Source organism: Marinospirillum perlucidum (assembly GCF_003336805.1).
GTDB lineage: Bacteria > Pseudomonadota > Gammaproteobacteria > Pseudomonadales > Halomonadaceae > Marinospirillum > Marinospirillum perlucidum.
In genome coordinates this window covers 392,985-415,696 of sequence record NZ_QFWJ01000003.1, presented here as the reverse complement: position 1 = coordinate 415,696, position 22,712 = coordinate 392,985, and the positions used below count along the sequence as shown (strand labels likewise).

Genomic DNA, 22,712 nt, shown 5'->3' with positions numbered 1-22,712 from the left:
TAAGATAAAAGTCACTTATTTTGGTTAGACACGGGATAAAAAATGCAAGCGAAGATCAAGTGGACCGAGGGCGTCCAGTTTGTTGCTGAGTCTGGCAGCGGCCATGCGGTGGTCGTCGAAGGCCCACCCGAGAAAGGCGGAAACAACACCGGTGCCCGCCCTATGGAACTGCTCCTGATGGGTCTGGGTTCCTGCAGCAGTTTTGATGTGGTGACCATTCTTCAGAAAGCTCGTCAGGAGGTTACTGACTGCCAGGCCGAAGTCACTGCCGAGCGGGTGGATGAAGTACCCGCCACCTTCAGCAAAATTCATTTGCATTTTGTGGTCACCGGCAAGCAACTTAAAGAAAAACAGGTCGCCAAGGCCGTTAGTCTATCCGCAGATAAATACTGCTCGGCTTCCATTATGCTCGCCCGTGCCGGAGTGGAAATCACCCACAGTTACGAGCTTCGCGAAGCCTAATTAAACGTTAGCGCCAATTAAAAAAGGCCGGTTAAACCGGCCTTTTTTATATTCAGGAGAAGTTCAGAGGGCGATCGCCTTGCTCATCACGAATAAAGGTTTGCAAACCCAACTGATTCAACTTGTTCAGAAAAGGCTTGGGTGGTAGTTCCTCAACATTCACCAGACTGCCAACATCCCAGGTTCCCTCGGCAATCAGCAGGGCTGCTGCCACGGGAGGAACCCCGGCAGTAAAGGAAATCCCCTGGCTGCCCACTTCCTCGTAGGCTTCCTTGTGATCAGCGACATTGTAGATAAAGACCTCGCGCTCCTGGCCATCCTTCTTGCCTTTGACCTGATCACCAATGCAGGTTTTGCCGGTGTAATCCGGTGCCAGTGAAGAAGGATCGGGCAAAACGGCTTTAACCACTTTCAGCGGAACCACTTCCTGACCTTCAGCCGTGGTGACCGGCTGTTCAGATAGCAGGCCCAGGGTGTTGAGAACGGTAAAGACATTAATATAACGTTCGCCAAAACCCATCCAGAAACGAATGTTGGGTACATCCAGGTTTTTCGACAGGGAATGGATCTCATCATGCCCGGTCATGTAGCTGGTTCTTTCACCCACGACAGGCAGGTCATCGGTGCGCTGGTGTTCGAACATCTTGTTCTTGACCCACTGGCGGTTCTGCCAGGACCAGACGCGACCGGTAAATTCACGGAAATTGATTTCCGGATCAAAATTGGTAGCAAAGTAGCGGCCATGGTCACCGGCATTGATATCAATGATGTCGATGGATTCCACTTCATCAAAATATTCATCCACAGCCAGCTTGGCATAGGCATTGACCACACCGGGATCAAAGCCCACACCGAGAATACCGGTGGTCTTGGCCCGAGCGAACTCGTCCTTGCGTTTCCACTCGTAGTTGCCGTACCAGGGTGGATCTTCACAAATTTTGTCGGGTTCTTCGTGAATCGCGGTATCCATGTAGGCAGCACCGGTATTGATACAGGCGGTCATCACCGACATATTGATAAAGGCGGAGCCAACATTGATTACGATGCCTGCTTCCGTCTTGCGGATCAGTTCTTCGGTAGCCGGGATATCCAGGGCATCCAGAGCAAAGGTCTGGATTTTGCCTGGCACCTTCATGCTGCCTTTTTCTTCCACGTTCTGGGCAATGGCATCACATTTTTCTTTCGTCCGGGATGCCAGGGTTATCTGGCCCAGAACATCATTATTCTGGGCACATTTATGCGCAACCACCTGGGCAACGCCCCCACCTCCAATAATCAGGACATTTTTTTTCATTTCCGGACTGAACTCCAATTTTAGCTGTTCGTTTAAAACTCAACAGGGAGACTGCCAGCTAGACCAGCTCCCTGCAGCGGATAAATTATGACAAAGCCTGCACAAAATCAGCGTAGGTAAACTCGCGTAGCAGCTCAACCTGGCCATCCAGTTGCTTTACAGCAATGGCTGGCATCTTGACGCCGTTGAACCAGTTTTTCTTGACCAGGGTATAACCGGCGGCATCCTGAAAGGAAAGGCGGTCGCCAATCTGCAGGGGTTTCTCGAACTGGAAATCTCCGAAAATATCCCCCGCCAGACAGGACTTGCCACACACTTGGTAGGCATAGGGGCCTTGATTCGGTTCCAGCTTGGCTGTTTCCCGGTAGATCAACAAGTCCAGCATATGAGCTTCAATCGAGGAGTCCACGATCGCCAGCTCCTTGCCGTTATTGATCAGATCAAGCACGGTCACTTCCAGACTGGTGGATTGGGTGATAGCGGCTTCTCCCGGTTCCAGATAGACCTGAACCTGATAACGCTCGGCAAAATCCTTCAAGCGCTGGCAGAAGGCTTCCAGGGGATAGTCTTCACCTGTGAAATGAATGCCGCCCCCGAGGCTGACCCAGCTCACCTGCTGCAACAAAGCAGCATAGCGCTCTTCAATCTGCGTAAGCTGTTGGTCAAAACGTTCAAAGGAAGCATTTTCACAATTGTTGTGAAACATGAAACCGGAAATCAGCGGCAAGATGCCTTCCAGCCTGGCAGGGTCACTTTCACCCAGGCGGCTGTGGGGGCGGGCCGGATCGGCCAGGATGAAATCGGAACTGCTGACACCCGGGTTGACCCGGATGCCCCTGGGCTTGTCTGCGGATACTGCGGCAAAACGCTGCAACTGGCTAATGGAGTTGAAGATGATCTTGTCGCTATGCGCCAGGACTTCCTCGATCTCATCATCGGCATAGGCCACGCTATAGGCATGGGTTTCACCGCCAAACTTCTGGTAGCCCAGCTTGACTTCATACAGGGATGAAGAGGTCGTACCTGCCATGTATTCGCGCATGAGATCAAAAACGCCCCAGGCCGCAAAACACTTGAGGGCCAGTAGACACTGGGCACCGGACTCCTGCTGCACCTGCTGAATAATCTTCAGGTTACGCAGCAGCTTGGTTTTATCGATCAGGTAGTAGGGCGTTTTGAGCATTGTGATCCCTCAAAAAGCGCGCAATTATATACGATAAACGCTCTTGGTCATCACCTTTGACATCAAGGTCATCATTTTTTTAACGGGTTTGGGAAATTCCACCCCACCCGCCTGCAAAGCCCAGTCGGCATGATGGGCTTCGTCCTCGTGCATTTGACGCAAGACCGAACGCGAACGCTCATCCTGAGGAGGCAGGGATTCAAAATGCTCTTCCAGATGCTTGCACACCTGATCTTCCGTGGCCGCCACAAAACCCAGGCTGTATTTATCCCCTGCAGCTCCTGCCGCCGCACCAATACCAAAGGACAAGGCATAAAACACGGGATTCAGCAGGCTGGTACGACTATCCAGCTCTTGCAGACGTTGGTCACACCAGGCCAGATGATCGATTTCTTCGCGAGCAGCCTGGGTCATCTGGTCTCGAACTTCCTCCAGCTTGGCGGTCAGTGCCTGCCCCTGGTAGAGCGCCTGGGCACAGACTTCGCCGGTGTGATTAATGCGCATCAGGCCAGCGGCATGCTTGCGCTCAGCTTCGTCCAGATCCGGCTGTTCCTGCTGGTTCATGGGGTTGGGGCGATAGGGTTGAGCCGCCTTGGGCACCAGAGTGCGCAGCAGGGTATCAAATTGACCAATCGCCTGGTCGACAGGGCTTTGGTGGCGTGTCAGGGACATGAGGATGCCTCCGGTGGTAAAGGTCTTGGTTAATCAGGCTCGCAAAGCAAGCTTCACTAAAATCAGACTAACAAGAGCTTACTGCCTCAGTTGGTTTTAACCCGAGGCAGCAAACTCCGCCAAAAAAGATTAGCCAGCGACACCCAGTTGTTTCAGGGTATGCCGGGCAATCATTTTCTCTTCGTTAGTGGGAATGGCGAAAATTTTGACTCGGCTGTCGTCTGCTGAAATCAGGTATTCATTGGCCTGATTACGACGCGGATCGATTTTCATGCCCAGCCAGGCGTTCTGTTCCACCACAGCGGCCCGTAGATCAGCATCATTTTCCCCCACACCGCCGGTGAAGACCATCACATCAATACCTTCCAGGGCTGCAGCCAGAGAACCCGTCTCCCGGGCAATCCGGTAGACGTACATATCAATGGCTTCCTGGGCGTGGGGATTATCCGATTCTTTCAGCGCCAGCATTTCGGAAGCTATGCCACCGGAAACACCATACCAGCCGCATTCCTTGTAGAGCATTTTTTCCAGGGCCTTGGCATCCATCCCCTTTTCCTGCATCAGGTAAAGGAGAACGCCCGGATCCAGCTGACCGGAGCGGGTGCCCATGGGCAAGCCTTCCACGGCAGTAAAGCCCATGGTGGAAGCTTTACTTTGCCCCTGATCCAGCGCACACATGGAACTGCCAGCTCCAAGATGGGCCACAATCAGTTTTTTCTGGGCCAGTTCGCTGTCCAGACGACTCAGTTTGTCATGAATGTATTCATAGGAAAGGCCGTGAAACCCATAGCGGCGCACCCCTTCTTCGGTGAATTTACGGGGAATGGCAAACTCCCGCGCCACCTTGGGAATACTGGTATGAAAAGCCGTATCGAAACAGGCCACCTGGGGACAGTCCGGTAGAAATTCACGGCACAGGTGGATCAATTTGAGATTGTAAGGCTGGTGCAGAGGTGCCAGGGGAACCAGCGTCTCCAGAAACTCCAGCACCTGATCATCCACCACCACCGGGCTGGAATAGCGATCGCCACCATGAACCACGCGATGGCCGATCCAGGAGACCTCGTAGTGCGGGGTATTCTGGCTGATCCAGTCCAATACAACCTGCAGGGCACGCGCATGAGCCTGGCTATGAGCTACATCCAACTGCTCTTTATCCAGGGTTTCCTTGTCGACCAGGATACCGTCGATATTTTCGCTGTGGTCGTAAATTTCCAGACGTGCCGGGCCGCCCAGATTGGCGACCTTGACCCGAAAGTGCTGGTTGACCGCCTGATCACGAACATCAAACAGCGAGCATTTAAGACTGGAAGAACCAGCATTGACGATCAGAACCATGGGGGTTTTATCAGACATAGCTTACTCCAGGCGTCCCAGTTTACGTGCCACCATCACCGCTACAGCACAGGAAGAAAGGCGTTCCAGTGGCTTGGCAGCGCGACTGGTGAGGATGATAGGCACGCGGGCCCCCATGACGATCCCGGCAGCCTTGGCATTGGCCAGGTATTGCAGCTGCTTGGCAAACATATTGGCGGATTCCAGATCCGGCGCCATGAGAATATCGACATCACCGGGAACGGGTGATTCTATGCCCTTGTCCTTGGCGGCTTCGCTGGAGATGGCATTATCAAAAGCCAGAGGACCATCAACGATAGCACCGGTGACCTGTTTGCGGTCCAGCATCTTGCACAGGGCTGCTGCATCCAGCGTGGATTGGATATTGGGCTTCACTTTTTCCACTGCCGAGAGGATGGCGGCCTTGGGCAGATCCACACCCAGAGCATGGGCGCAATCGATGGCATTTTGCAGAATGTCCCTTTTTTCCATCAGATTGGGGGCAATGTTGATAGCCGCATCTGAGATAAACAGGGTCTTGTGGTAGCTGGGCACATCCATGGCAAAAACGTGGGAAAGACGGCGATCGGTACGCAGGCCGCCATCACGGGCCACAACAGCACCCAGCAATTCGGAAGTCCCCAGCTTGCCTTTCATCAGGGCATGGACTTCACCACACTTGGCCAGATAAACGGCCTTTTCTGCCGCCTCGTGGCTGTGTTCGGTATTGATAATGGGGTAGTCCTTCAGATCCAGACCATTATCCTTGGCCACCTGACGGATTTTGGATTCAGGGCCGACAAAAAAGGGCTTGATGATGCCAGCTTCTGCAGCTTCCAGCGCCCCTTCCAGGCTATTAAAATCAACCGGGTGGACAACACCGGTGGGAACCGGTGGCGCATCCTTGGCCTGTTGCAGAATTTTTTCCAGCTGATAGTGCTTAACATCTTTGACTTCCAAAGCATGGGGAGCCAATACTTTTTTAATCTCGTCATTCATGGTGCGCTTTCCTTAGATGGGGTGCGTGAAAAAAGTGTCTGCGACAGGCTGTCACCCTTAGGTTGCAAAGCTGTGTCAGCCGGGTGGCCAGGTCAGGGCGCGACCGGCCAGCAGGTGCATGTGAATGTGCCAGACGGTCTGCCCGCCATGTTCATTGCAGTTCATCACCACCCGGTAGCCGTCTTCGGCAAAACCCATTTCCTTGGCCAGACGGGCCGCGGTAATCTGCAAGCGGCCCACCAGAGCGGCATCCTCTTCATTCAGATCATTGAGGGTGGTGATATGGCGTTTGGGAATAATCAGCAGGTGAGTCGGTGCCTGGGGATCAATATCGTGAAAAGCCAGCAGCTCTTCATCCTCATAGGCAATCTTGGCCGGAATTTCCCGGTTAATGATTTTGCAAAAAAGGCAGTCTTGCATGGTTTTTCCTTATTTCTCAAGATATTGAAGCTTATCTTCTTGACCGTCCCACTCTGCGGCATCCGGCAGAGGGTCCTTCTGTTCAGAGATATTGGGCCAGACTTCGGCCAGCTCGGCATTGAGCTGGATGAAGTTTTCCTGCCCTGAGGGCAATTCATCTTCAGAAAAAATGGCTTCTGCCGGACATTCCGGCTCACAAAGCGCACAGTCGATGCATTCATCCGGGTGGATGACCAGAAAGTTGGGCCCCTCGTAAAAACAGTCAACAGGACAGACTTCAACACAATCAGTGTATTTGCAACGAATACAGTTCTCGGTTACGACAAAGGCCACTTCAACCTCCAGCAATTCTTTTTTGGACAGCCACCCTAGCGAAGTATCAAGGGATACGACAAGGGAGGCAGTTTTTCACTTTAAGGATGCATTCTAGACGTCCGGGGGTGTTTTTTCAGCCCTGGAGTTTTTCCTGTAGTCGGTAAATCCACTCCAATGCCTGACGCGGGGTCAAATCATCCGGTGCCAACTTTTCCAACTCCTCAATGACGGGATGTGGCTGACTGGCAAACATATCCGGTTGCCAGGGTGAAGCCTCATCGGTCTGGGCTCGCTCACTCACCACCTGCTGCTGGCCTTGGACTTCCTGCTTTTCCAGTTGAGTCAGTCTTTCCCGAGCGCGCTGGATGACGGTTTCCGGCACGCCCGCCAGACGCGCAACCTGGAGGCCATAACTCTGACTGGCTGGCCCCGGCTCCACCTTATGCATAAAAATCAGGCGTTGGTCATATTCACTGGCGGATAGGTGCACATTGGCTACCGTTTCCAGATCCTCGGCCAGGCTGGTCAACTCAAAGTAGTGGGTAGCAAACAGGGTCCAGGCGCCCAGTTCCGCCAGCTGTTCAGCACTGGCCCAGGCCAGGGAAAGACCGTCAAAGGTGGAGGTGCCCCGTCCGACTTCATCCATGAGTACCAGACTCTGGCGGGTGGCGTTATGCAGAATATTGGCGGTTTCCGTCATCTCCACCATAAAAGTGGAACGGCCGGAGGCCAGATCATCGGAGGCCCCGATGCGGGTAAAGATGCGATCCACGGGACCCAGACGGGCCTCACTGGCCGGAACCCCCGAGCCGATGTAAGCCAGTAGGGTAATCAGGGCAATTTGGCGCATATAGGTGGATTTACCCCCCATATTGGGGCCGGTAATGACCAGCATGCGGGTTTGTGGATCAAAATTCAGGTCATTGGCAACAAAGGGGTCAGTAACCACCTGTTCCACCACCGGATGGCGACCTTCAGTGATCTGCAGACCTTCATCCTCGCTCAAGACCGGCAGGCACCAGTTCTGACTCATGGCTCTTTCTGCCAGGTTCTGGAGCACATCCAGCTGCGACAAGGCCGAAGCATTGCTTTGCAGATCGGCCAGGGCTTCATTGAGGCGATCTAGCAAGTCTTCATAAAGCTGCTTTTCACGACTCAGGGCCCGGCTTTGGCTGGAGAGAGCCTTGTCTTCAAAGACTTTCAGTTCCGGGGTGATAAAGCGCTCAGCATTTTTTAGGGTCTGGCGACGCTGGTACTCCACCGGGGCTTGATCGGATTGAGCCCGGCTAATCTCGATGTAATAACCATGGACACGGTTGTACCCGACCTTCAGGGTGGAAAGACCGGTGCGCTCTTTTTCTCGGGTTTCCAATTCCAGCAGATAGCCACCTGCGTTTTCTCTCAGAGAGCGCAGTTCATCCAGCTCTTCATCATAGCCCGCCGCTATGACGCCACCGTCTCTCAAAACCACCGGCGGGTTGTCGATAATCGCCTGGTCCAGGTTTTGCGCCAATTCCGGCAAGGTTTTTAGCTGCTGATTGAGTGCTTGCAGAAGTGGAGCCTGCAGAGGGGTTAATACCTTTTTCAAGTCAGGCAGTGCCAGCAAAGCATCCCGCAGGCGCGCCAAATCTCGGGGACGAGCCGAGCGCAAGGCGACACGCGAAAGGATGCGCTCCAGGTCACCGATGGCTTTCAGGCGTTCGGCCAGATCCAGCTCCAGGCTTTCCTGTTGCAATTCCTGCAGCGCTTCCTGGCGGGCTTGTAACACCCGTTGATCTCTCAAGGGGCGATGTAGCCAGCGACGCAACAGGCGAGACCCCATAGGCGTGGCTGTGGCATCCAAAACGGACAAGAGGGTGTGTTCACTCCCCCCGCCCAGATTGGTGTCCAATTCCAGGTTTCGACGACTGGCGGCATCGATCAGGATGGCTTCTTTTTCATCCTCTACCACCAGGGAACGCAAGTGAGGCAGCGCAGACTTCTGGGTTTCCCGGGCATACTCCAAAAGAGCCCCGGCTGCAGCGATGGCCGCATCCAATTCCTGACAACCAAAACCGCGTAGATCCTGAACACCAAACTGTTCGCACAACTTACGCTCGGCCGTTTCGCGATCAAACTGCCAGGGTGGCAGACGTCGCAACCCGCGAAAATCCTGCCAGGCCGTAGGAACCTCGGCCATTTCATCCCAGAGCAGCTCGGAAGGAGCCAGACGGGCCAGGGCGGTTTCCAGCTCCTTCTCATCGCGGGTTTCACTGACAACAAAGCGACCACTGGCCAAATCCAGGCTGGCCCAACCCAGACGTTCGCCTTGTTGATAAAAGGCCACCAAGAGGTTTTCGCGTCGCTCGTCCAACAGGGCTTCATCAGTCAGAGTACCGGGGGTGACGATTCTTACCACCTGACGCTCGACCGGTCCCTTGCTGGTGCCCGGGTCCCCCAGCTGTTCACAAATGGCAACGGACAAACCGGCTTTGACCAGGCGGGCCAGATAACCTTCAGCCGAGTGATAAGGAATGCCCGCCATGGGAATGGGTTGCCCACCCGACTGCCCTCTTTGCGTCAGGGTGATATCCAGAAGCCGTGCGGCTTCGCGTGCATCCTCATAAAAGAGTTCATAAAAATCCCCCATGCGATAGAAAAGCAGCGTCTTGGAATACTCCTGCTTGATCTTCAGGTATTGGCGCATCATGGGGGTGTGCTTGGAAAAATCGTCCTGCGGCATCAGCAAGTAACTCTAAGTTGATTTCTTGAATGGCAAATCCCGGTCTAGATCTCTGGCTTGAAAGCAGTAACAAGCAGTGACCGGCAGAGGGCAAAAAATTGAGGACTCATTTTCCCTGTTTGTAGGCCAGAGAAGCAAGCAGGAAAATACCCGCTCACATTCCTCGTGCGCCTTCACTTTAACAAGCTTTAGCATCGGCTCTCCCCACCGCAGAAGGCAAGCTAAGTGCAAACTTGTTTAGACTTTCTTAATCTTTTGTAACCTGTATTTTCAACCCTCTTTTTCATAAGTGATTGTTTTTTTGTCTTTTTACCTACAAAAACGAGTGTTTTGTGACTAACCCTACAAGCCGTCCAATTACAATAAACAATGTATTTTAAACGCAAGTATAAACCCCAAAAGAAGTAGGGCTGCTAAGATCCAAACCACAAAGACACAAAGGTTTATAAATAAGGAAGCTTAACCATGTTCACTTTTCACTTTCTCGTTCAGTTTGCCGATTCCCAGTCGCAGAAAGAAATCACCCTGCATGGTGACTGCAAGGATTCCTTGCAGTGGATGATTTCCTCTTTGGAGCTGGGCAACCATCTCAGTGTTATCAAGCATTGGGTGGCCTCCTGATCACTGCTCACCCCCCACTTTCATCGGTTTCTGCCCGGCTCCGGTAAACCTGTGCCAGCCGGGCACAAACCACCAGCTGTATTTGATGAAAAATCATCAAGGGCAGAAGCATTGGCCCCAGCAAGCTGGCTGAAAAAAGCAACTGGGCCAGGGGCACACCCGTCGCCATGCTTTTTTTCGATGCACAGAAAACGATCGTTATCTCATCCTCGCGATTAAACCCCAAACGCCTGGCCAACCAGGTGGTCAAACCCAGCACCAGCGCCAACAACAGCGAACAAAAAAGCGTCAACCAGAGCAAGCGCTCCAGGGCGACGGTTTGCCAAAGCCCGGCCACCACCGAAGCACTGAAGGCGGTATAGACCACCAGCAAAATCGAAGTCTGGTCCACTCGCCCCAACCAACTGCGATTCTTTTCGATCCAACTGCCGATCCAGGGGCGCAAGAGGTGGCCACTAATAAAGGGCAGCAGCAGCTGCAGACTGATCCCTGCCAGGGTATCCAGAAAGGAAAAACGCGCTGAGGAAGTATCCAGATCCAGCAGTAACCAAACCAACAGGGGCGTCACCAGAATACCGATCAAGCTAGAGGCCGAAGCATTGCAGACGGCCGCAGCCAGATTGCCCCGCGCCAGAGCGGTAAAGGCGATGGCGGATTGCACGGTACCGGGCAAGACGCACAAATAAAGTACCCCCAAAGCCAGGGTTTCTCCCAGCAGAGGCTCATAGACCGGCCAGAAAATCAGTCCCAGCAGGGGAAAACCGATAAAGGTAAAGGCAAAGACCAACAGATGCAGTCGCCAATGCATCAGCCCCCCCAGTATGGCCTGGCGCGATAGCCGGGCTCCATGCAGAAAAAACAAGAGAGCAATGGCCAGACGTGTTATCCAGGTCATGATGACCTCCCCCTGGCCTTCGGCCGGCCAGAGACTGGCCAGTAATATCATGGCAAAGAGGAGCAGGGTGTAGGTGTCCAGCAGTGAACGAAGTAGCTTGAGCATGCTTATCCTTAAAAAAAGAACTCGTGATCATTGAACGGCAAGGATAAACTGACGACTGAATCGCGTTTAACGACAGAAGAGCAATATGTATCGGCAAACGGACAAGATAACCCCAACCGCCAGCCTGGAAGAAATGGCAAACCTCCGGGAGTTGCCCCGCCCTGTTTACGGTCACCGGGATACCCTACCCAATCGTGCCATCAGCGAACCTCATCAACACACCTGGGGGCAGCTTTCCCATACCCTGAGCGGCCTGTTACAGGTAGAAACGCCCACGGCCCGCTATCTGGCTCCACCCGGTCAGGCGGTCTGGATTCCACCGGACCAGGAACATGCAGTCCTGCCTTCGGGACAACCGGAGATTCGCAGCCTCTATATCAGTCGCAACTGGCTGCCCCTGGCTGCCGATCGCTGCCTGGTGATCCAGATCAGCCCACTGCTCAGGGAACTAATCCAGGCCTTCAGTTTGTTACCGGTCGACTATGACCAAAACAGTGCCCAAGGCCGTTTGACCCAAGTACTGCTCGACCAATTGGCTCTGGCCCCAGGCTTACCGTTGGTTTTACCCTGGCCCAGGGATAGACGTTTGTTACGGCTTTGCCAACAGCTTCAGCAGGAACCCTCACTACAACAGGGGCTGGATGCCTTTGGCCAGCAAATCGGTGTAACCGGCAAGACCCTGACCCGCCTTTTTTACCGGGAAACCGGAATGAGTTTTCGCCAATGGCGACAACGTTGTCGTATCCTTTCTGCACTGCCCGGTTTGCAGCAGGGGCAGAGAATTACCGATATTGCACTCAATGCTGGCTATGCCAGCCAGTCTGCCTTTATTGCTGCCTTTCGCGAACAACTGGGGCAAACACCGGGACGTTTTTTTGCTCATCAACAAAGCAGGCAACAACTGGAGATCGCTCATGACAACACGGCTGACACAGCTTGAATCCCTGGCTGAAATCTGCACTTCACAGGGTTGGATGCTGGCTACGGCCGAATCCTGCACCGGCGGCGGAATAGCCAAGGCAATGACAGAAGTGGCAGGCAGTTCCTCCTGGTTTACAGCGGGACTGGTCACCTATTCCAATACCAGCAAGGAAAAGCTTCTGGGCGTGCAGCCAGCCAGCCTGGCTACCGGGGGAGCTGTCAGTGAGGCTGTGGTCAAGGAGATGGTTGCCGGAGCCTGCCTACGCACTGGTGCCGACTTTGCCCTGGCCACCAGCGGAGTTGCTGGTCCCGGCGGTGGAACGCCTGAAAAGCCCGTAGGCACTGTCTGGATTGCCTGGGGGTCAGCCAACCTGCAGCAAGCGCTGAAATGCCATTTTCCCGGCGACCGGCGCGCGATCCGCGAAGCCAGTATTGACCAAGCCCTTCAGCTGCTAAAAAATCACCTGGAAAAAGCTGCAGCGGGGTAAAACCTCCCCTAGCAGCCTGCAATAAAATTTCTTCATTGCAATCAAACTTCTAGAAGCAGAAAACTGGCTAAACCTGCTCTCGTGGAGGCCTTGTCGTTCAGGCCGCTTTGCATTTTTTACTGGCAACCTATACAGTATTTTTATAGAATCTCGGTCAATCGAATACACCAACACTTTGCAAGGATCTTCACTCATGGCAATTGATGAAAACCGCCAAAAAGCACTGAATGCCGCTTTGGGCCAGATTGAAAAACAATTCGGCAAGGGCGCTGTCATGCGCATGGGTGATCAGCCCCGTGTAGCCCTGCCTTCCGTTTCCACCGGCTCCCTGGGGCTGGATATTGCCCTGGGCATCGGCGGCCTGCCCTATGGCCGTGTCGTCGAAATCTACGGGCCGGAATCCTCGGGTAAAACCACCCTGACCCTGTCGGTCATCGCCCAGGCTCAGAAGCAGGGAAAAACCTGTGCTTTTATTGATGCCGAGCACGCTCTGGACCCTGTTTATGCCGAAAAACTGGGCGTCAACATCGATGATCTGCTGGTTTCCCAGCCGGACAATGGCGAGCAGGCTCTGGAAATCACCGACTCGCTGGTTCGCTCCGGCGCGGTGGATGTCCTGATTGTCGACTCGGTCGCAGCTTTGACGCCCAAGGCCGAAATCGAAGGCGAAATGGGTGATTCCCACGTTGGCCTCCAGGCCCGCCTGATGTCCCAGGCTTTGCGCAAGATTACCGGCAACATCAAGAATGCCAACTGTCTGGTCGTCTTTATCAACCAGATTCGCATGAAAATCGGTGTCATGTTCGGTAGCCCCGAAACAACCACCGGTGGTAACGCCCTGAAGTTCTATTCCTCGGTTCGCCTGGACATCCGCCGCATCGGTGCCGTCAAACAGGGCGATGAAGTCACGGGTAATGAAACCCGCGTTAAAGTCGTCAAGAACAAGGTTTCTCCACCTTTCAAACAGGCTGAATTCCAGATTCTCTACGGCAAGGGCATCTACCACGCCGGTGAAGTCATCGATCTGGGTGTGCAATGCAAGCTGGTGGAAAAAGCCGGTGCCTGGTACAGCTACCAGGGCACCAAGATCGGCCAGGGCAAGGCCAATGCTGCGCAATACCTGGAAGACAACCCCGCCATCATGGAAGAAATCGAAAACGGTATCCGCGAGCAGCTGCTGACCCAGGTGGAACCCAAGGCTGCCGAAAGCAAGGAAGAAGCCGCAGCGGATGAACTGCCACCTCTGGACGATTGATCCTGACCGGCAGCATGTCCGAATCAGCTCTGCCTCAGCCAGACCCCGACCTGGAGGTCTGGCTGAAAAGCCTGCGCGAAAGAGCCTTTCGCCTACTCGCCCGACGCGAACACAGTCGCAAGGAATTAGGCGACAAACTCCTGACTCCACCCAACTCCCCCACCCGCCATCGCCTACCGAGTGCACCGGCTGAAATGTCCAGGGCACAACAAGAAGCCGAAGTGGAAACCCTGTTGGACAAGCTGGAAGCCAATAATCTATTGAGTGATCAGCGTTTTGCGGACAACCTGACACGCCAGTATCTACGCAAAGGCAAGGGCTTACTGGCTCTGCAGCAGGCATACCAGCAACACCAACTGGCCACCGAGATCACCCGCCCCCTCCTCGACTGGCTGGCCCCCTTGTGGGAAGAGCAAGCCTGGCGCGTACGCAGCAAACGCTTTGGCGAAGCGCCCCCGGCCGATGCCCGAGAAGCCGCTAAAATGCAGCGTTTTCTGGCATCCCGAGGCTTTACCCCGGAGCAGATTCGCCAGGCTGTTTTCGACTGAAAAACCTCGACCCAAGGGATGATTATCATTTTTTTGTGAACCCCGTATAATAGTGTCCCCAAATACGCCAACCCGCACACTATAGAGAGGCAAGATGAAAAGCGCCGAAATTCGCGAGGCTTTCCTGAAGTTCTTTCAATCCCAAGGCCACACCGCTGTGCCCTCCAGTTCTCTGGTTCCCCAGGACGATCCCACTCTCTTGTTCACCAATGCCGGGATGAACCAGTTCAAGGACAGTTTTCTGGGTCTGGAAAACCGCGGTTACACCCGTGCGACCTCTTCGCAAAAATGCGTGCGGGCAGGCGGCAAGCACAATGACCTGGAAAATGTCGGCTATACCGCCCGACACCACACCTTCTTTGAAATGCTGGGCAATTTCAGTTTTGGCGACTATTTCAAAAAGGATGCCATCCATTTTGCCTGGGAATTTTTGACCGGCGTCCTCAAGCTGCCCCAGGAAAAACTCTGGATTACCGTCTACGCCGCCGATGACGAAGCCTTTGATATCTGGAACCAGCAAATTGGTGTTCCCGCCGAGCGTATTATCCGCATCGGCGACAATAAGGGCGCACCCTATGCTTCGGATAATTTCTGGGCCATGGGTGATACCGGCCCTTGCGGCCCCTGTACCGAAATCTTCTATGACCACGGCGAAGAAATCTGGGGCGGGCCTCCCGGCACCCCCGAGGAAGATGGTGATCGCTACATCGAAATCTGGAACGTGGTTTTCATGCAGTACAACCGCAGCGCCGATGGGGAAATGAACCCCCTGCCTGCACCTTCGGTGGATACCGGCATGGGCCTGGAGCGGATTTCTGCCGTTCTTCAGGGCGTGCATTCCAACTATGAAATCGATCTGTTCCAGAACCTGCTGCAAGCCTGTGCTCAAGCCATAGGTTGCGAAAATGATTCTGCACCTTCGCTGCGCGTCGTCGCCGACCACATTCGCTCCTGCAGTTTCCTGATTGCCGATGGTGTCCAGCCATCCAATGAAGGTCGTGGCTACGTCCTGCGTCGCATTATTCGTCGCGCCTGCCGCCATGGCCATAAACTGGGGGCCCAGGGCAGCTTCTTCTACAAGATTGTTGCCGCTCTGGTCGCTGAAATGGGTGAAGCCTTCCCCGAGCTGAAGAAATACCAGGCCAGCATCGAGAAGACCCTGCAACTGGAAGAAGAGCAGTTTGCCAAGACCCTGGACAAGGGCATGAAGATCCTGGAGCAGGATCTGGCCGACCTCCAAGGTGATGTCATCCCCGGCGATATCGCCTTCAAACTCTATGACACCTACGGTTTTCCTCTGGACCTGACTGCAGATATTGCCCGAGAGCGTTCACTGACCGTGGACGAAGAGGGTTTTGAAAAAGAGATGCAGGATCAGCGTGAGCGTGCCCGTTCGGCCAGCCAGTTCGGTATTGACTACAATGCCGTGATCAAGGTTGATCAGGCCACCGAATTTACCGGCTATGACCAACATCAGGGCGAAGCCCGCATTCTGGCAATCTACCATGAAGGCCAGGAAGTGGATCAACTCCAGGCTGACCAGGAAGGCATCCTGGTCCTGGATCGCACCCCCTTCTATGCCGAGTCCGGCGGTCAGGTCGGCGATACCGGCTACATTCTGGCCGGTAGCAACCGCTTTGAAGTCAAAGACACCACCAAAGCCGGTGAAGCCCATGCTCACCAGGGGATGCTGACCGAAGGCAGCCTCAAAAAAGGTGAAACTGTTCAGACCCAGGTGGATAACAGCCTGCGCCAGCGCACCCGTCTCAATCACTCGGCTACCCACCTGCTGCATGCAGCTCTGCGCAAAGTACTGGGCGAAGGTGTGCAACAAAAGGGTTCTCTGGTCAACGCCCAGCGCCTGAGATTTGACTTCAGCCATCCCGAAGCGGTTACGCCCGAACAGTTGCAGCAAGTGGAGCAGCTGGTCAATGCCCAGATCCGGGCCAATGCACCGGTCAGCATTGAAGTCATGGATCTGGAAAGCGCCAAGTCACGCGGTGCTATGGCACTGTTTGGTGAAAAATATTCGGAAGAGGTCCGTGTCCTGACCATGGGCACCTATGAAGAGGAGCGTCCCTTCTCCATCGAACTCTGTGGCGGCCTGCACGTTGAGCGCACCGGTGATATCGCTTTGATGCACATCACCAGCGAAACAGGTATCGCCTCCGGTGTACGCCGTATCGAAGCGGTCACTGGAGCTGCTGCCCTAGATTTCTTGCTGGGTCGTGAGCAACAACTCTTGCAAGCTGCAGCCCAGCTGAAAACCAAACCCGAACAACTTCTGGAGCGTCTGGAAAGCAATCAGGAACGCTCGCGTCAGCTGGAAAAAGAAGTCCAGCAGTTGAAGAAAAAACTGGCTTCCGGCGCTGGGGGAGACCTCACTGCCGACGCCAGGGAAGTAGCCGGAATCAAGGTTCTGGCTACTCAAGTAGAAGGCGCAGACATGAAGACCCTGCGCGAGCTAATGGATCAGCTCAAACAAAAGCTGGCACCGGCGGCAGTGGTGCTGGCAGCAGTTGATGGCAACAAGGTGAGTCTAGTAGCCGGGATCTCCGGTGATGCAAAAGATCGGCTGCATGCCGGCAAGCTAGTCAACCAGGTTGCCCAACAGGTCGGTGGCAAGGGTGGCGGACGCCCCGACATGGCGCAGGCTGGGGGCACAGATGCGGCCAGCCTGCCAGACGCCCTGGCATCGGTACACGCCTGGGTGGCTGAACAACTGGGTCAGGATTAATTCACAAATAACCCTATACAACCCAAAAGGATATCTATGGCACTTTACGTACAGAAATTCGGTGGTACCTCAGTCGGCACCCCCGAGCGCATCAAAAAGGTCGCTGAACGCGTTGGCCGTTTCCGCAAGGAAGGCCACGATGTCGTGGTCGTGGTCTCCGCCATGAGCGGTGAAACCAACCGCCTGATCGACCTTGCGAAACAAATTCATGAAGAGCCTTCCCCTCGTGAGATGGACATGCTCGTCTCAACCGGCGAGCAGGTGACCATTGCCCTGCTGGCCATGGCTCTGGAGCAACTGGGCGTCCCCGCCACCTCCTACACGGGCGCTCAAGTCGGCATCGTCACCGACCAGGCTCACACCAAGGCACGTATCAAGGAAATCGATACCGATTCCATCCGTGAAGATCTCGATGAAGGTCGAGTGGTTGTCGTTGCCGGTTTCCAGGGTGTGGACGAAGAAGGCAACATCACCACCCTGGGCCGCGGTGGCTCCGATACCACCGGTGTCGCCCTGGCTGCCTCCCTGAAAGCCGATGAATGCCAAATCTACACTGATGTTGACGGCGTCTATACCGCAGATCCTCGCATCTGCAGCAAGGCCAAGCGCCTGGAAACCATTACTGTAGAAGAAATGCTGGAACTGGCCAGTATGGGTTCCAAGGTACTGCAGATTCGCGCCGTGGAATTTGCAGGCAAGTACAAGGTCCCCCTGCGCGTCCTCTCCAGTTTTGAAGACAACGAAGGTCCAGGCACTCTAATTATTGCAGACGATGAGGAGACTCCCTCGATGGAAGAACCACTGATTTCCGGTATTGCTCACCACACCAACGAAGCCAAACTGACTGTTCTGGGCGCACCTGACATTCCCGGTGTTGCTGCCAAGATTCTGGGCCCCATCGGTGACAACAACATCGAAGTGGACATGATCGTTCAGAACGTTTCGCCCGATGGCAAGTCCACTGACTTTTCCTTTACCGTGGCACGTGGCGACTACAAAAAAGCCCAGGCGATTCTGGAAGATGCGGTCAAGGAAATGGGTTCTGGCAAGGTTATCGGCGATACCGCCATTGCCAAGGTGACTCTGGTCGGTGTGGGCATGCGCTCTCACGCAGGTGTAGCCAGCCTGATGTTCAAGACCCTGGCAGAAAACAGCATCAACATCCGCATGGTGTCTACTTCTGAAATCAAGATTTCCGTGGTACTGGATGAGAAGTTTACCGAACTGGCGGTTCGTTCTCTGCACACTGCGTTTAATCTTGACAAGCAGGACTAAGTCTTCTTAGCTACAATTAAAAAATAGGATCTGCCAGATAGGCAAAAATGATTTAACATTTTTATATATTTGGCAGATAATTTTAATGTTAGCGTCATGAAAGGCTGGTACGTCTTCGGGATGCAAGACGATTTCTTCGCTAACAACCCAGGGTTCGCACTGACTCGGTCAACGAACCCAGCCTGTTGAGAGTTCATTTATCTGGATAACTTGATAAGGAGATTCCAAGATGCTCATTTTAACCCGTCGCGTTGGCGAAACCCTGATGATTGGTGACGACGTCACCGTAACCGTACTCGGTGTCAAGGGTAATCAGGTTCGCATCGGTGTGAATGCCCCTAAAGAGGTGGCTGTACACCGTGAAGAAATCTACCAGCGTATCCAACGTGAAAAGGAAGAAGAGGGCAACCAGGGCAATATCTAAACCCCGGCTTTTCTTCTCTTGAAACCACGGCTTAGCCTCAGGGCTACCGTGGTTTTTTTGTTTTATGGGACTTTAACCCTTTGGAAAGCAAAGTTTTTCTTCACAGGGGTAGACAAATAAAAAGAACGTGGTACTATATGCGCCGTGTTGGAGAGGTGGCCGAGTGGCTGAAGGCGCTCCCCTGCTAAGGGAGTATAGGGCAATCCCCTATCGAGGGTTCGAATCCCTCTCTCTCCGCCACTACCATTTTAGATAGTGCGCTCGTAGCTCAGCTGGATAGAGTACCTGGCTACGAACCAGGCGGTCGGAGGTTCGAATCCTCCCGAGCGCGCCACTAAAATGACTTGTTTGAGATGATTGCGCGCTCGTAGCTCAGCTGGATAGAGTACCTGGCTACGAACCAGGCGGTCGGAGGTTCGAATCCTCCCGAGCGCGCCACTCTCGAACAGCCTCCTCAAATTCTTCTTTGCTTTCCTTCTTTTTTCAAATTATTTGCCACCCTCCCTGGCAGATTATTCCTATTTAAATCTTCGTCCTTCCAACAATTCCTGCACACGCGGCAGCATGATCAACTCCATGGCTAGCGGCAACTTGGAACCGGGAATGACCAGCGTATGAGGCCGCGACATAAAACTGTCCTTAATCATCGCCAGAAGATAAGGAAAATCCACTTTCTGCGGGCCTCTGAAGCGGATAACCACCAGGCTTTCATCCGAGGTGGGCACACTGCGTGGCTCAAAGGGGTTGGCCGTATCCACCACCGGAACCCGTTGGAAGTTGATATGGGTACGGGAAAACTGCGGCAGAATAAAGCGCATATAGTCTTCCATGCGTGCCTGAATCGTCTCGATCACGGCTTCCTGGGAATAGCCGCGCATCTTGGTATCGCGATCGATCTTCTGGATCCATTCCAGGTTGATCGAAGGGGCCACACCGATTAACAGGTCCACATACTGGGCGATATTATAATCTTCAGTGACCAAACCACCGTGCAGGCCTTCATAGAGCAGAAGATCCGTGCCTTCAGGCAGGGATTCCCAGGGAGTAAAGGTACCTACCTGATGCCCCGCCTCCACCAGCCATTTATCTTCGGCATGAATATAGTGGCGATAGCTGCCGGTGCCGGTCAGCGAATATTCCTGAAACAGGGTTTCCAGCCGGTCCAGCAGGTTGGCCTCTACCGCAAAGTGGGAGAGGCTTTCCTCTTTTTCCGGCTGCAAAGCCAGAACCTCCGCCAACTCCTGGCGGGTATAGCGGTGAAAACTATCCCCGTGAACAAAAGCTGCCTGCACATCCTGGCGATGAAACATCCGCGCAAAGGCATCCTTGATGGTCGTGGTGCCGGCTCCGGAAGAACCCGTGACGGCAATGATGGGGTATTCGCGTGACATGACCTAGTCCTTATCCAACAACTCAAGAAGCCTTGCAGGCACCTGAGCCGCCTGGCGGGAGGCATAGTCAAAGCAAACCAGCCCCGTTTTTGCCAAGGCTACTGGGGTTCCATCGCTTCTCAACACCCGGTGATAGATTTCAATACTTTTAGAGCCACGATCACCGCCAGCCAGCTCGATAGTCAGTTCATCCGGATAGAAGGCTTCTCCCTGGTAATTCACCACCAGCTCACCGACGACCCAGCCCACCTGGCCACCATCCAGACTCAACTCACTCAGCCCCTCAGAAGCCAACCAGTGGCAACGGGCTTCATGCAAGAGGCTAATCAGGGTGTCATGACCCAGATGCTGGCCATAGTTAATATCGCTGATGCGAAGTAGCTGGCGACTACGAAAAACAACCTTTTCCGGAAACTCCAGGCTGACACGGGCCATAAAAAACCTCCCAGGACAAAAAAGCCCAGACAGGCTGGGCTAAAAAGATGACAATTCGATGAGAGGGCAACTGCTTCAGGCACAGGCCTGCAAACAGCACCCTTTTAAAAACGAGCGTTTAATCAAGCAGCTTAACCCCTGCCCTGCTCGCGAGCAATAGCCCGATAACCGATATCACGGCGATAGAAGCTATCCTTCCAATGAATGGCTTCTACCAGTTCATAGGCTTTTTTCTGGGCTTCGGAGACGCTGGTACCCAGTGCCGTGGCACAAAGTACACGTCCACCAGCCGTTACGACCTGATCATCCTGCATTTTGGTTCCGGCATGAAACACCTTGGCTTCGGTACTTTCGTCCTGCGGCAATCCCTGGATCACCTCGCCCTTGGCATAGCTGCCAGGATAGCCTCCAGCTGCCAGAACCACGCCCAGTGAAGCTCGTTCATCCCACTGCGCCTGGACCTGATCCAGACGCCCCTGAACGGCCGCCTGACAGAGTTCAACCAGGTCGGATTGCAGGCGTAGCATAATCGGCTGGGTTTCCGGATCCCCAAAGCGGCAGTTGTATTCGATCACCTTGGGAGCACCCGAAGCATCAATCATCAAGCCGGCATAAAGAAAACCGGTATAGTCATTACCCTCAGCAGCCATGCCTTCAACGGTGGGTCGGATAACCTCATCCATAATACGCTGGTGCACTTCAGGGGTAACCACTGGCGCCGGTGAATAGGCACCCATGCCGCCGGTATTCAGGCCGGTATCACCATCTCCGACGCGTTTGTGGTCCTGACTAGTGGCCATGGGCAGAATATTCTTGCCATCCAACATGACAATAAAGCTGGCTTCTTCACCTTCCAGGAATTCTTCAATAACAACCCGAGCACCGGCATCACCAAAAGCATTTCCGGACAGCATATCGCGAACGGCATCTTCAGCTTCGTCCAAAGTCATGGCAACGATCACGCCCTTACCAGCTGCCAGACCATCAGCCTTGACCACGATGGGAGCACCCTTTTCCTGAAGGTAGGTCAAAGCCTCTTCAACCTGAGTAAAGACACCGTAGAAAGCAGTGGGAATTTGATGACGAGCCAGGAAGTCCTTGGTAAAGGCCTTGGAGCCTTCCAGTTGCGCGGCTCCCTTGCTGGGGCCAAAAATAGCCAGGCCTTCTTTCTGGAAATAATCCACAATACCTTCAACCAGAGGCACTTCCGGACCAACCAGGGTCAAGGCCACTTCTTCTTTCTTGGCCAGATCAGCCAGACCGGCAAAATCCAGTACATCCAGAGGCACATTGGTCATCTTGGGTTCCAGGGCCGTGCCGGCATTGCCGGGAGCCACGAATACCTGGCTAACCTGCGGGGATTGAGCTGCTTTCCAGGCCAACGCGTGTTCACGGCCACCGCCACCAATTACCAATACGTTCATGCTTAGCGTTCCTCTTAGAGACTCTTGAGTAGCAAAAGCGGCATTATGGCAGATTTTCGCTCGCTAGGCTTGGCCAGGAAGCGGACAAAAGACTTGCTAGGGGAAACTGTTGAATAAGGGGAAAAGAAAAACGATCTGCTTGAGACCTAACAAAGCGATTTTTTTAGCAATTTATACTGGCAGAAAGTGGAAAACTATTAATTACCACTTTTTTGAATTTTCCTGTTTGACCCTCATTGTGCAGTGCACTATATTGAAATCACTTGCTGCAGCGCAGCAACGTTTTTTTCATAACAGAGAGGTACCCGCTATGTTCGATAAAATGATGTCCGATATGCAAGCCATGATGAAGCCTTACCAGGAAAGCTTTGATGGTAAGCAATTTAAGCCGGTTACCAACCTGATGAAGATTCAGGCCCAGGCCCTGGAAAAACTGGGTGCTGAGCAGACTCGTTTCTACAGCGAATGCGTTGACGCCCTTAGCAAGCAGATTGAAGGTATGGGTGCCAAGTCTGACCCTGCAGGCCTGCAGGAGTCCCAGTTCAATTTTGCTCAGGATATGCAGGATCGTGTTGGTCGTCTCTTCAAGACCAATATGGACATCCTCAGCAAAGCAAGAGATGAGGCCACCAGCGAGCTGGAAAGCATCAAGACCAAGGCTCAGGAAAAAACCGCAAAAGCGGCCTAAATCTCTTTTTAGTTCAACAGCTTATTACTCAGCAACTCCCTCTGCCTGTGTTGATAAGCTGTTTTCTTGCCCAGCCGGTTGGCTGGGCTTTTTTATGGCACGA

22 protein-coding genes and 3 tRNA genes are annotated in these 22,712 nt (G+C 53.8%); 13 read left to right on the top strand and 12 right to left on the bottom strand.

Translation table 11 applies throughout. From position 1 onward, the window contains the following. Positions 1-42: 42 nt before the first annotated feature. A complete protein-coding gene (locus tag DFK18_RS06770; protein ID WP_114417464.1) occupies positions 43-462 on the top strand; it encodes an OsmC family protein in 420 nt (139 codons plus the stop codon). A gap of 52 nt (positions 463-514) precedes the next feature. Here DFK18_RS06770 and DFK18_RS06765 read toward each other — a convergent pair whose 3' ends face one another. The 8 genes from DFK18_RS06765 to mutS form a co-directional block, all read right to left on the bottom strand. Continuing rightward, a complete protein-coding gene (locus tag DFK18_RS06765) occupies positions 515-1,756 on the bottom strand; it encodes a saccharopine dehydrogenase family protein (protein WP_114417463.1) in 1,242 nt (413 codons plus the stop codon). An 85-nt stretch (positions 1,757-1,841) separates the two neighbouring features. Continuing rightward, on the bottom strand, positions 1,842-2,939 hold the full coding sequence (gene nspC / locus DFK18_RS06760; protein WP_114417462.1) for a carboxynorspermidine decarboxylase: 1,098 nt from the start codon (positions 2,937-2,939) through the stop codon (positions 1,842-1,844). A gap of 24 nt (positions 2,940-2,963) precedes the next feature. Then, the gene (gene coq7, locus DFK18_RS06755; protein WP_425451591.1) at positions 2,964-3,605 is read right to left on the bottom strand and encodes a 2-polyprenyl-3-methyl-6-methoxy-1,4-benzoquinone monooxygenase; all 642 of its coding nucleotides are present in this window, start codon (positions 3,603-3,605) and stop codon (positions 2,964-2,966) included. 135 nt (positions 3,606-3,740) lie between these two features. Further along, positions 3,741-4,967 (bottom strand): acetate/propionate family kinase, encoded by a 1,227-nt coding sequence (locus DFK18_RS06750; RefSeq protein ID WP_245944342.1) that lies wholly within the window; start codon positions 4,965-4,967, stop codon positions 3,741-3,743. Positions 4,968-4,970: 3 nt separating this feature from the next. After that, complete coding sequence (locus DFK18_RS06745) at positions 4,971-5,945, bottom strand: bifunctional enoyl-CoA hydratase/phosphate acetyltransferase (RefSeq protein ID WP_114417460.1); 975 nt, start codon at positions 5,943-5,945, stop codon at positions 4,971-4,973. A 75-nt stretch (positions 5,946-6,020) separates the two neighbouring features. Further along, entirely contained in the window at positions 6,021-6,365 is a 345-nt protein-coding gene (locus DFK18_RS06740; RefSeq protein ID WP_114417459.1) for a histidine triad nucleotide-binding protein, read from the bottom strand. Positions 6,366-6,374: 9 nt separating this feature from the next. Continuing rightward, positions 6,375-6,698: a ferredoxin FdxA gene (fdxA, locus tag DFK18_RS06735; RefSeq protein WP_114417562.1), complete on the bottom strand. Its 324-nt coding sequence runs from the start codon at positions 6,696-6,698 to the stop codon at positions 6,375-6,377. Between the two features lie 115 nt (positions 6,699-6,813). Next, positions 6,814-9,402, bottom strand: coding sequence for a DNA mismatch repair protein MutS (gene mutS, locus DFK18_RS06730; protein WP_114417458.1), 2,589 nt, complete (start codon positions 9,400-9,402; stop codon positions 6,814-6,816). A 465-nt stretch (positions 9,403-9,867) separates the two neighbouring features. Between mutS and DFK18_RS14490 the strand changes: the two genes are divergently transcribed. After that, a complete protein-coding gene (locus tag DFK18_RS14490) occupies positions 9,868-10,023 on the top strand; it encodes a hypothetical protein (protein ID WP_162299714.1) in 156 nt (51 codons plus the stop codon). A 7-nt stretch (positions 10,024-10,030) separates the two neighbouring features. Here the strand turns inward: DFK18_RS14490 and DFK18_RS06725 are convergent, their stop codons facing one another. Next, positions 10,031-11,023, bottom strand: coding sequence for a bile acid:sodium symporter family protein (locus tag DFK18_RS06725; RefSeq protein WP_114417457.1), 993 nt, complete (start codon positions 11,021-11,023; stop codon positions 10,031-10,033). Between the two features lie 85 nt (positions 11,024-11,108). On the opposite strand from DFK18_RS06725, the gene DFK18_RS06720 reads away from it, so the two are divergent. The 10 genes from DFK18_RS06720 to DFK18_RS06675 all read left to right on the top strand — a co-directional run bounded on the left by DFK18_RS06720 (position 11,109) and on the right by DFK18_RS06675 (position 19,109). Further along, positions 11,109-11,963 carry an AraC family transcriptional regulator gene (locus DFK18_RS06720; RefSeq protein WP_114417456.1) on the top strand — a complete coding sequence of 285 codons (855 nt, stop codon included), beginning with the start codon at positions 11,109-11,111 and terminating at the stop codon, positions 11,961-11,963. After that, positions 11,938-12,432 (top strand): CinA family protein, encoded by a 495-nt coding sequence (locus DFK18_RS06715; RefSeq protein ID WP_114417455.1) that lies wholly within the window; start codon positions 11,938-11,940, stop codon positions 12,430-12,432. Before DFK18_RS06720 ends, DFK18_RS06715 begins: the two co-directional genes overlap by 26 nt. Before the next feature lie 193 nt (positions 12,433-12,625). Then, positions 12,626-13,687, top strand: a complete 1,062-nt coding sequence (gene recA, locus DFK18_RS06710) for a recombinase RecA (RefSeq protein WP_114417454.1) — start codon at positions 12,626-12,628, stop codon at positions 13,685-13,687. Between the two features lie 14 nt (positions 13,688-13,701). Next, complete coding sequence (locus DFK18_RS06705) at positions 13,702-14,235, top strand: regulatory protein RecX (protein ID WP_114417561.1); 534 nt, start codon at positions 13,702-13,704, stop codon at positions 14,233-14,235. Between the two features lie 94 nt (positions 14,236-14,329). Beyond that, entirely contained in the window at positions 14,330-16,972 is a 2,643-nt protein-coding gene (alaS, locus tag DFK18_RS06700; protein WP_114417453.1) for an alanine--tRNA ligase, read from the top strand. Positions 16,973-17,008: 36 nt separating this feature from the next. Beyond that, entirely contained in the window at positions 17,009-18,247 is a 1,239-nt protein-coding gene (locus DFK18_RS06695; protein WP_114417452.1) for an aspartate kinase, read from the top strand. A gap of 229 nt (positions 18,248-18,476) precedes the next feature. Continuing rightward, positions 18,477-18,671 carry a carbon storage regulator CsrA gene (csrA, locus tag DFK18_RS06690; RefSeq protein ID WP_114417451.1) on the top strand — a complete coding sequence of 65 codons (195 nt, stop codon included), beginning with the start codon at positions 18,477-18,479 and terminating at the stop codon, positions 18,669-18,671. 149 nt (positions 18,672-18,820) lie between these two features. Beyond that, positions 18,821-18,911, top strand: a tRNA-Ser gene (locus DFK18_RS06685). A gap of 17 nt (positions 18,912-18,928) precedes the next feature. After that, positions 18,929-19,005 (top strand) — tRNA-Arg (locus tag DFK18_RS06680). 27 nt (positions 19,006-19,032) lie between these two features. Beyond that, positions 19,033-19,109, top strand: a tRNA-Arg gene (locus DFK18_RS06675). A gap of 80 nt (positions 19,110-19,189) precedes the next feature. Here DFK18_RS06675 and DFK18_RS06670 read toward each other — a convergent pair. The 3 genes from DFK18_RS06670 to purD form a co-directional block, all read right to left on the bottom strand. Continuing rightward, positions 19,190-20,062, bottom strand: coding sequence for a phosphoribulokinase (locus DFK18_RS06670; RefSeq protein WP_114417450.1), 873 nt, complete (start codon positions 20,060-20,062; stop codon positions 19,190-19,192). 3 nt (positions 20,063-20,065) lie between these two features. Further along, positions 20,066-20,497 carry an acyl-CoA thioesterase gene (locus tag DFK18_RS06665; protein WP_114417449.1) on the bottom strand — a complete coding sequence of 144 codons (432 nt, stop codon included), beginning with the start codon at positions 20,495-20,497 and terminating at the stop codon, positions 20,066-20,068. Positions 20,498-20,628: 131 nt separating this feature from the next. Beyond that, positions 20,629-21,921, bottom strand: coding sequence for a phosphoribosylamine--glycine ligase (purD, locus tag DFK18_RS06660; RefSeq protein WP_114417448.1), 1,293 nt, complete (start codon positions 21,919-21,921; stop codon positions 20,629-20,631). A gap of 310 nt (positions 21,922-22,231) precedes the next feature. Here purD and DFK18_RS06655 point away from each other — a divergent pair, with 310 nt between their 5' ends. Further along, on the top strand, positions 22,232-22,609 hold the full coding sequence (locus DFK18_RS06655; RefSeq protein ID WP_114417447.1) for a phasin family protein: 378 nt from the start codon (positions 22,232-22,234) through the stop codon (positions 22,607-22,609). Positions 22,610-22,712: the final 103 nt, after the last annotated feature.

Bases quoted from the DNA above. Each gene is read 5' to 3' on its own strand.
- DFK18_RS06770 (WP_114417464.1), top strand. From the start codon at position 43: ATGCAAGCGAAGATCAAGTGGACCGAGGGCGTCCAGTTTGTTGCTGAG.
- DFK18_RS06765 (WP_114417463.1), bottom strand. From the start codon at position 1,756: ATGAAAAAAAATGTCCTGATTATTGGAGGTGGGGGCGTTGCCCAGGTG.
- nspC (WP_114417462.1), bottom strand. From the start codon at position 2,939: ATGCTCAAAACGCCCTACTACCTGATCGATAAAACCAAGCTGCTGCGT.
- DFK18_RS06750 (WP_245944342.1), bottom strand. From the start codon at position 4,967: ATGTCTGATAAAACCCCCATGGTTCTGATCGTCAATGCTGGTTCTTCC.
- DFK18_RS06745 (WP_114417460.1), bottom strand. From the start codon at position 5,945: ATGAATGACGAGATTAAAAAAGTATTGGCTCCCCATGCTTTGGAAGTC.
- DFK18_RS06740 (WP_114417459.1), bottom strand. From the start codon at position 6,365: ATGCAAGACTGCCTTTTTTGCAAAATCATTAACCGGGAAATTCCGGCC.
- mutS (WP_114417458.1), bottom strand. From the start codon at position 9,402: ATGCCGCAGGACGATTTTTCCAAGCACACCCCCATGATGCGCCAATAC.
- DFK18_RS14490 (WP_162299714.1), top strand. From the start codon at position 9,868: ATGTTCACTTTTCACTTTCTCGTTCAGTTTGCCGATTCCCAGTCGCAG.
- DFK18_RS06725 (WP_114417457.1), bottom strand. From the start codon at position 11,023: ATGCTCAAGCTACTTCGTTCACTGCTGGACACCTACACCCTGCTCCTC.
- DFK18_RS06720 (WP_114417456.1), top strand. From the start codon at position 11,109: ATGTATCGGCAAACGGACAAGATAACCCCAACCGCCAGCCTGGAAGAA.
- DFK18_RS06715 (WP_114417455.1), top strand. From the start codon at position 11,938: ATGACAACACGGCTGACACAGCTTGAATCCCTGGCTGAAATCTGCACT.
- recA (WP_114417454.1), top strand. From the start codon at position 12,626: ATGGCAATTGATGAAAACCGCCAAAAAGCACTGAATGCCGCTTTGGGC.
- DFK18_RS06705 (WP_114417561.1), top strand. From the start codon at position 13,702: ATGTCCGAATCAGCTCTGCCTCAGCCAGACCCCGACCTGGAGGTCTGG.
- alaS (WP_114417453.1), top strand. From the start codon at position 14,330: ATGAAAAGCGCCGAAATTCGCGAGGCTTTCCTGAAGTTCTTTCAATCC.
- DFK18_RS06695 (WP_114417452.1), top strand. From the start codon at position 17,009: ATGGCACTTTACGTACAGAAATTCGGTGGTACCTCAGTCGGCACCCCC.
- csrA (WP_114417451.1), top strand. From the start codon at position 18,477: ATGCTCATTTTAACCCGTCGCGTTGGCGAAACCCTGATGATTGGTGAC.
- DFK18_RS06670 (WP_114417450.1), bottom strand. From the start codon at position 20,062: ATGTCACGCGAATACCCCATCATTGCCGTCACGGGTTCTTCCGGAGCC.
- DFK18_RS06665 (WP_114417449.1), bottom strand. From the start codon at position 20,497: ATGGCCCGTGTCAGCCTGGAGTTTCCGGAAAAGGTTGTTTTTCGTAGT.
- purD (WP_114417448.1), bottom strand. From the start codon at position 21,921: ATGAACGTATTGGTAATTGGTGGCGGTGGCCGTGAACACGCGTTGGCC.
- DFK18_RS06655 (WP_114417447.1), top strand. From the start codon at position 22,232: ATGTTCGATAAAATGATGTCCGATATGCAAGCCATGATGAAGCCTTAC.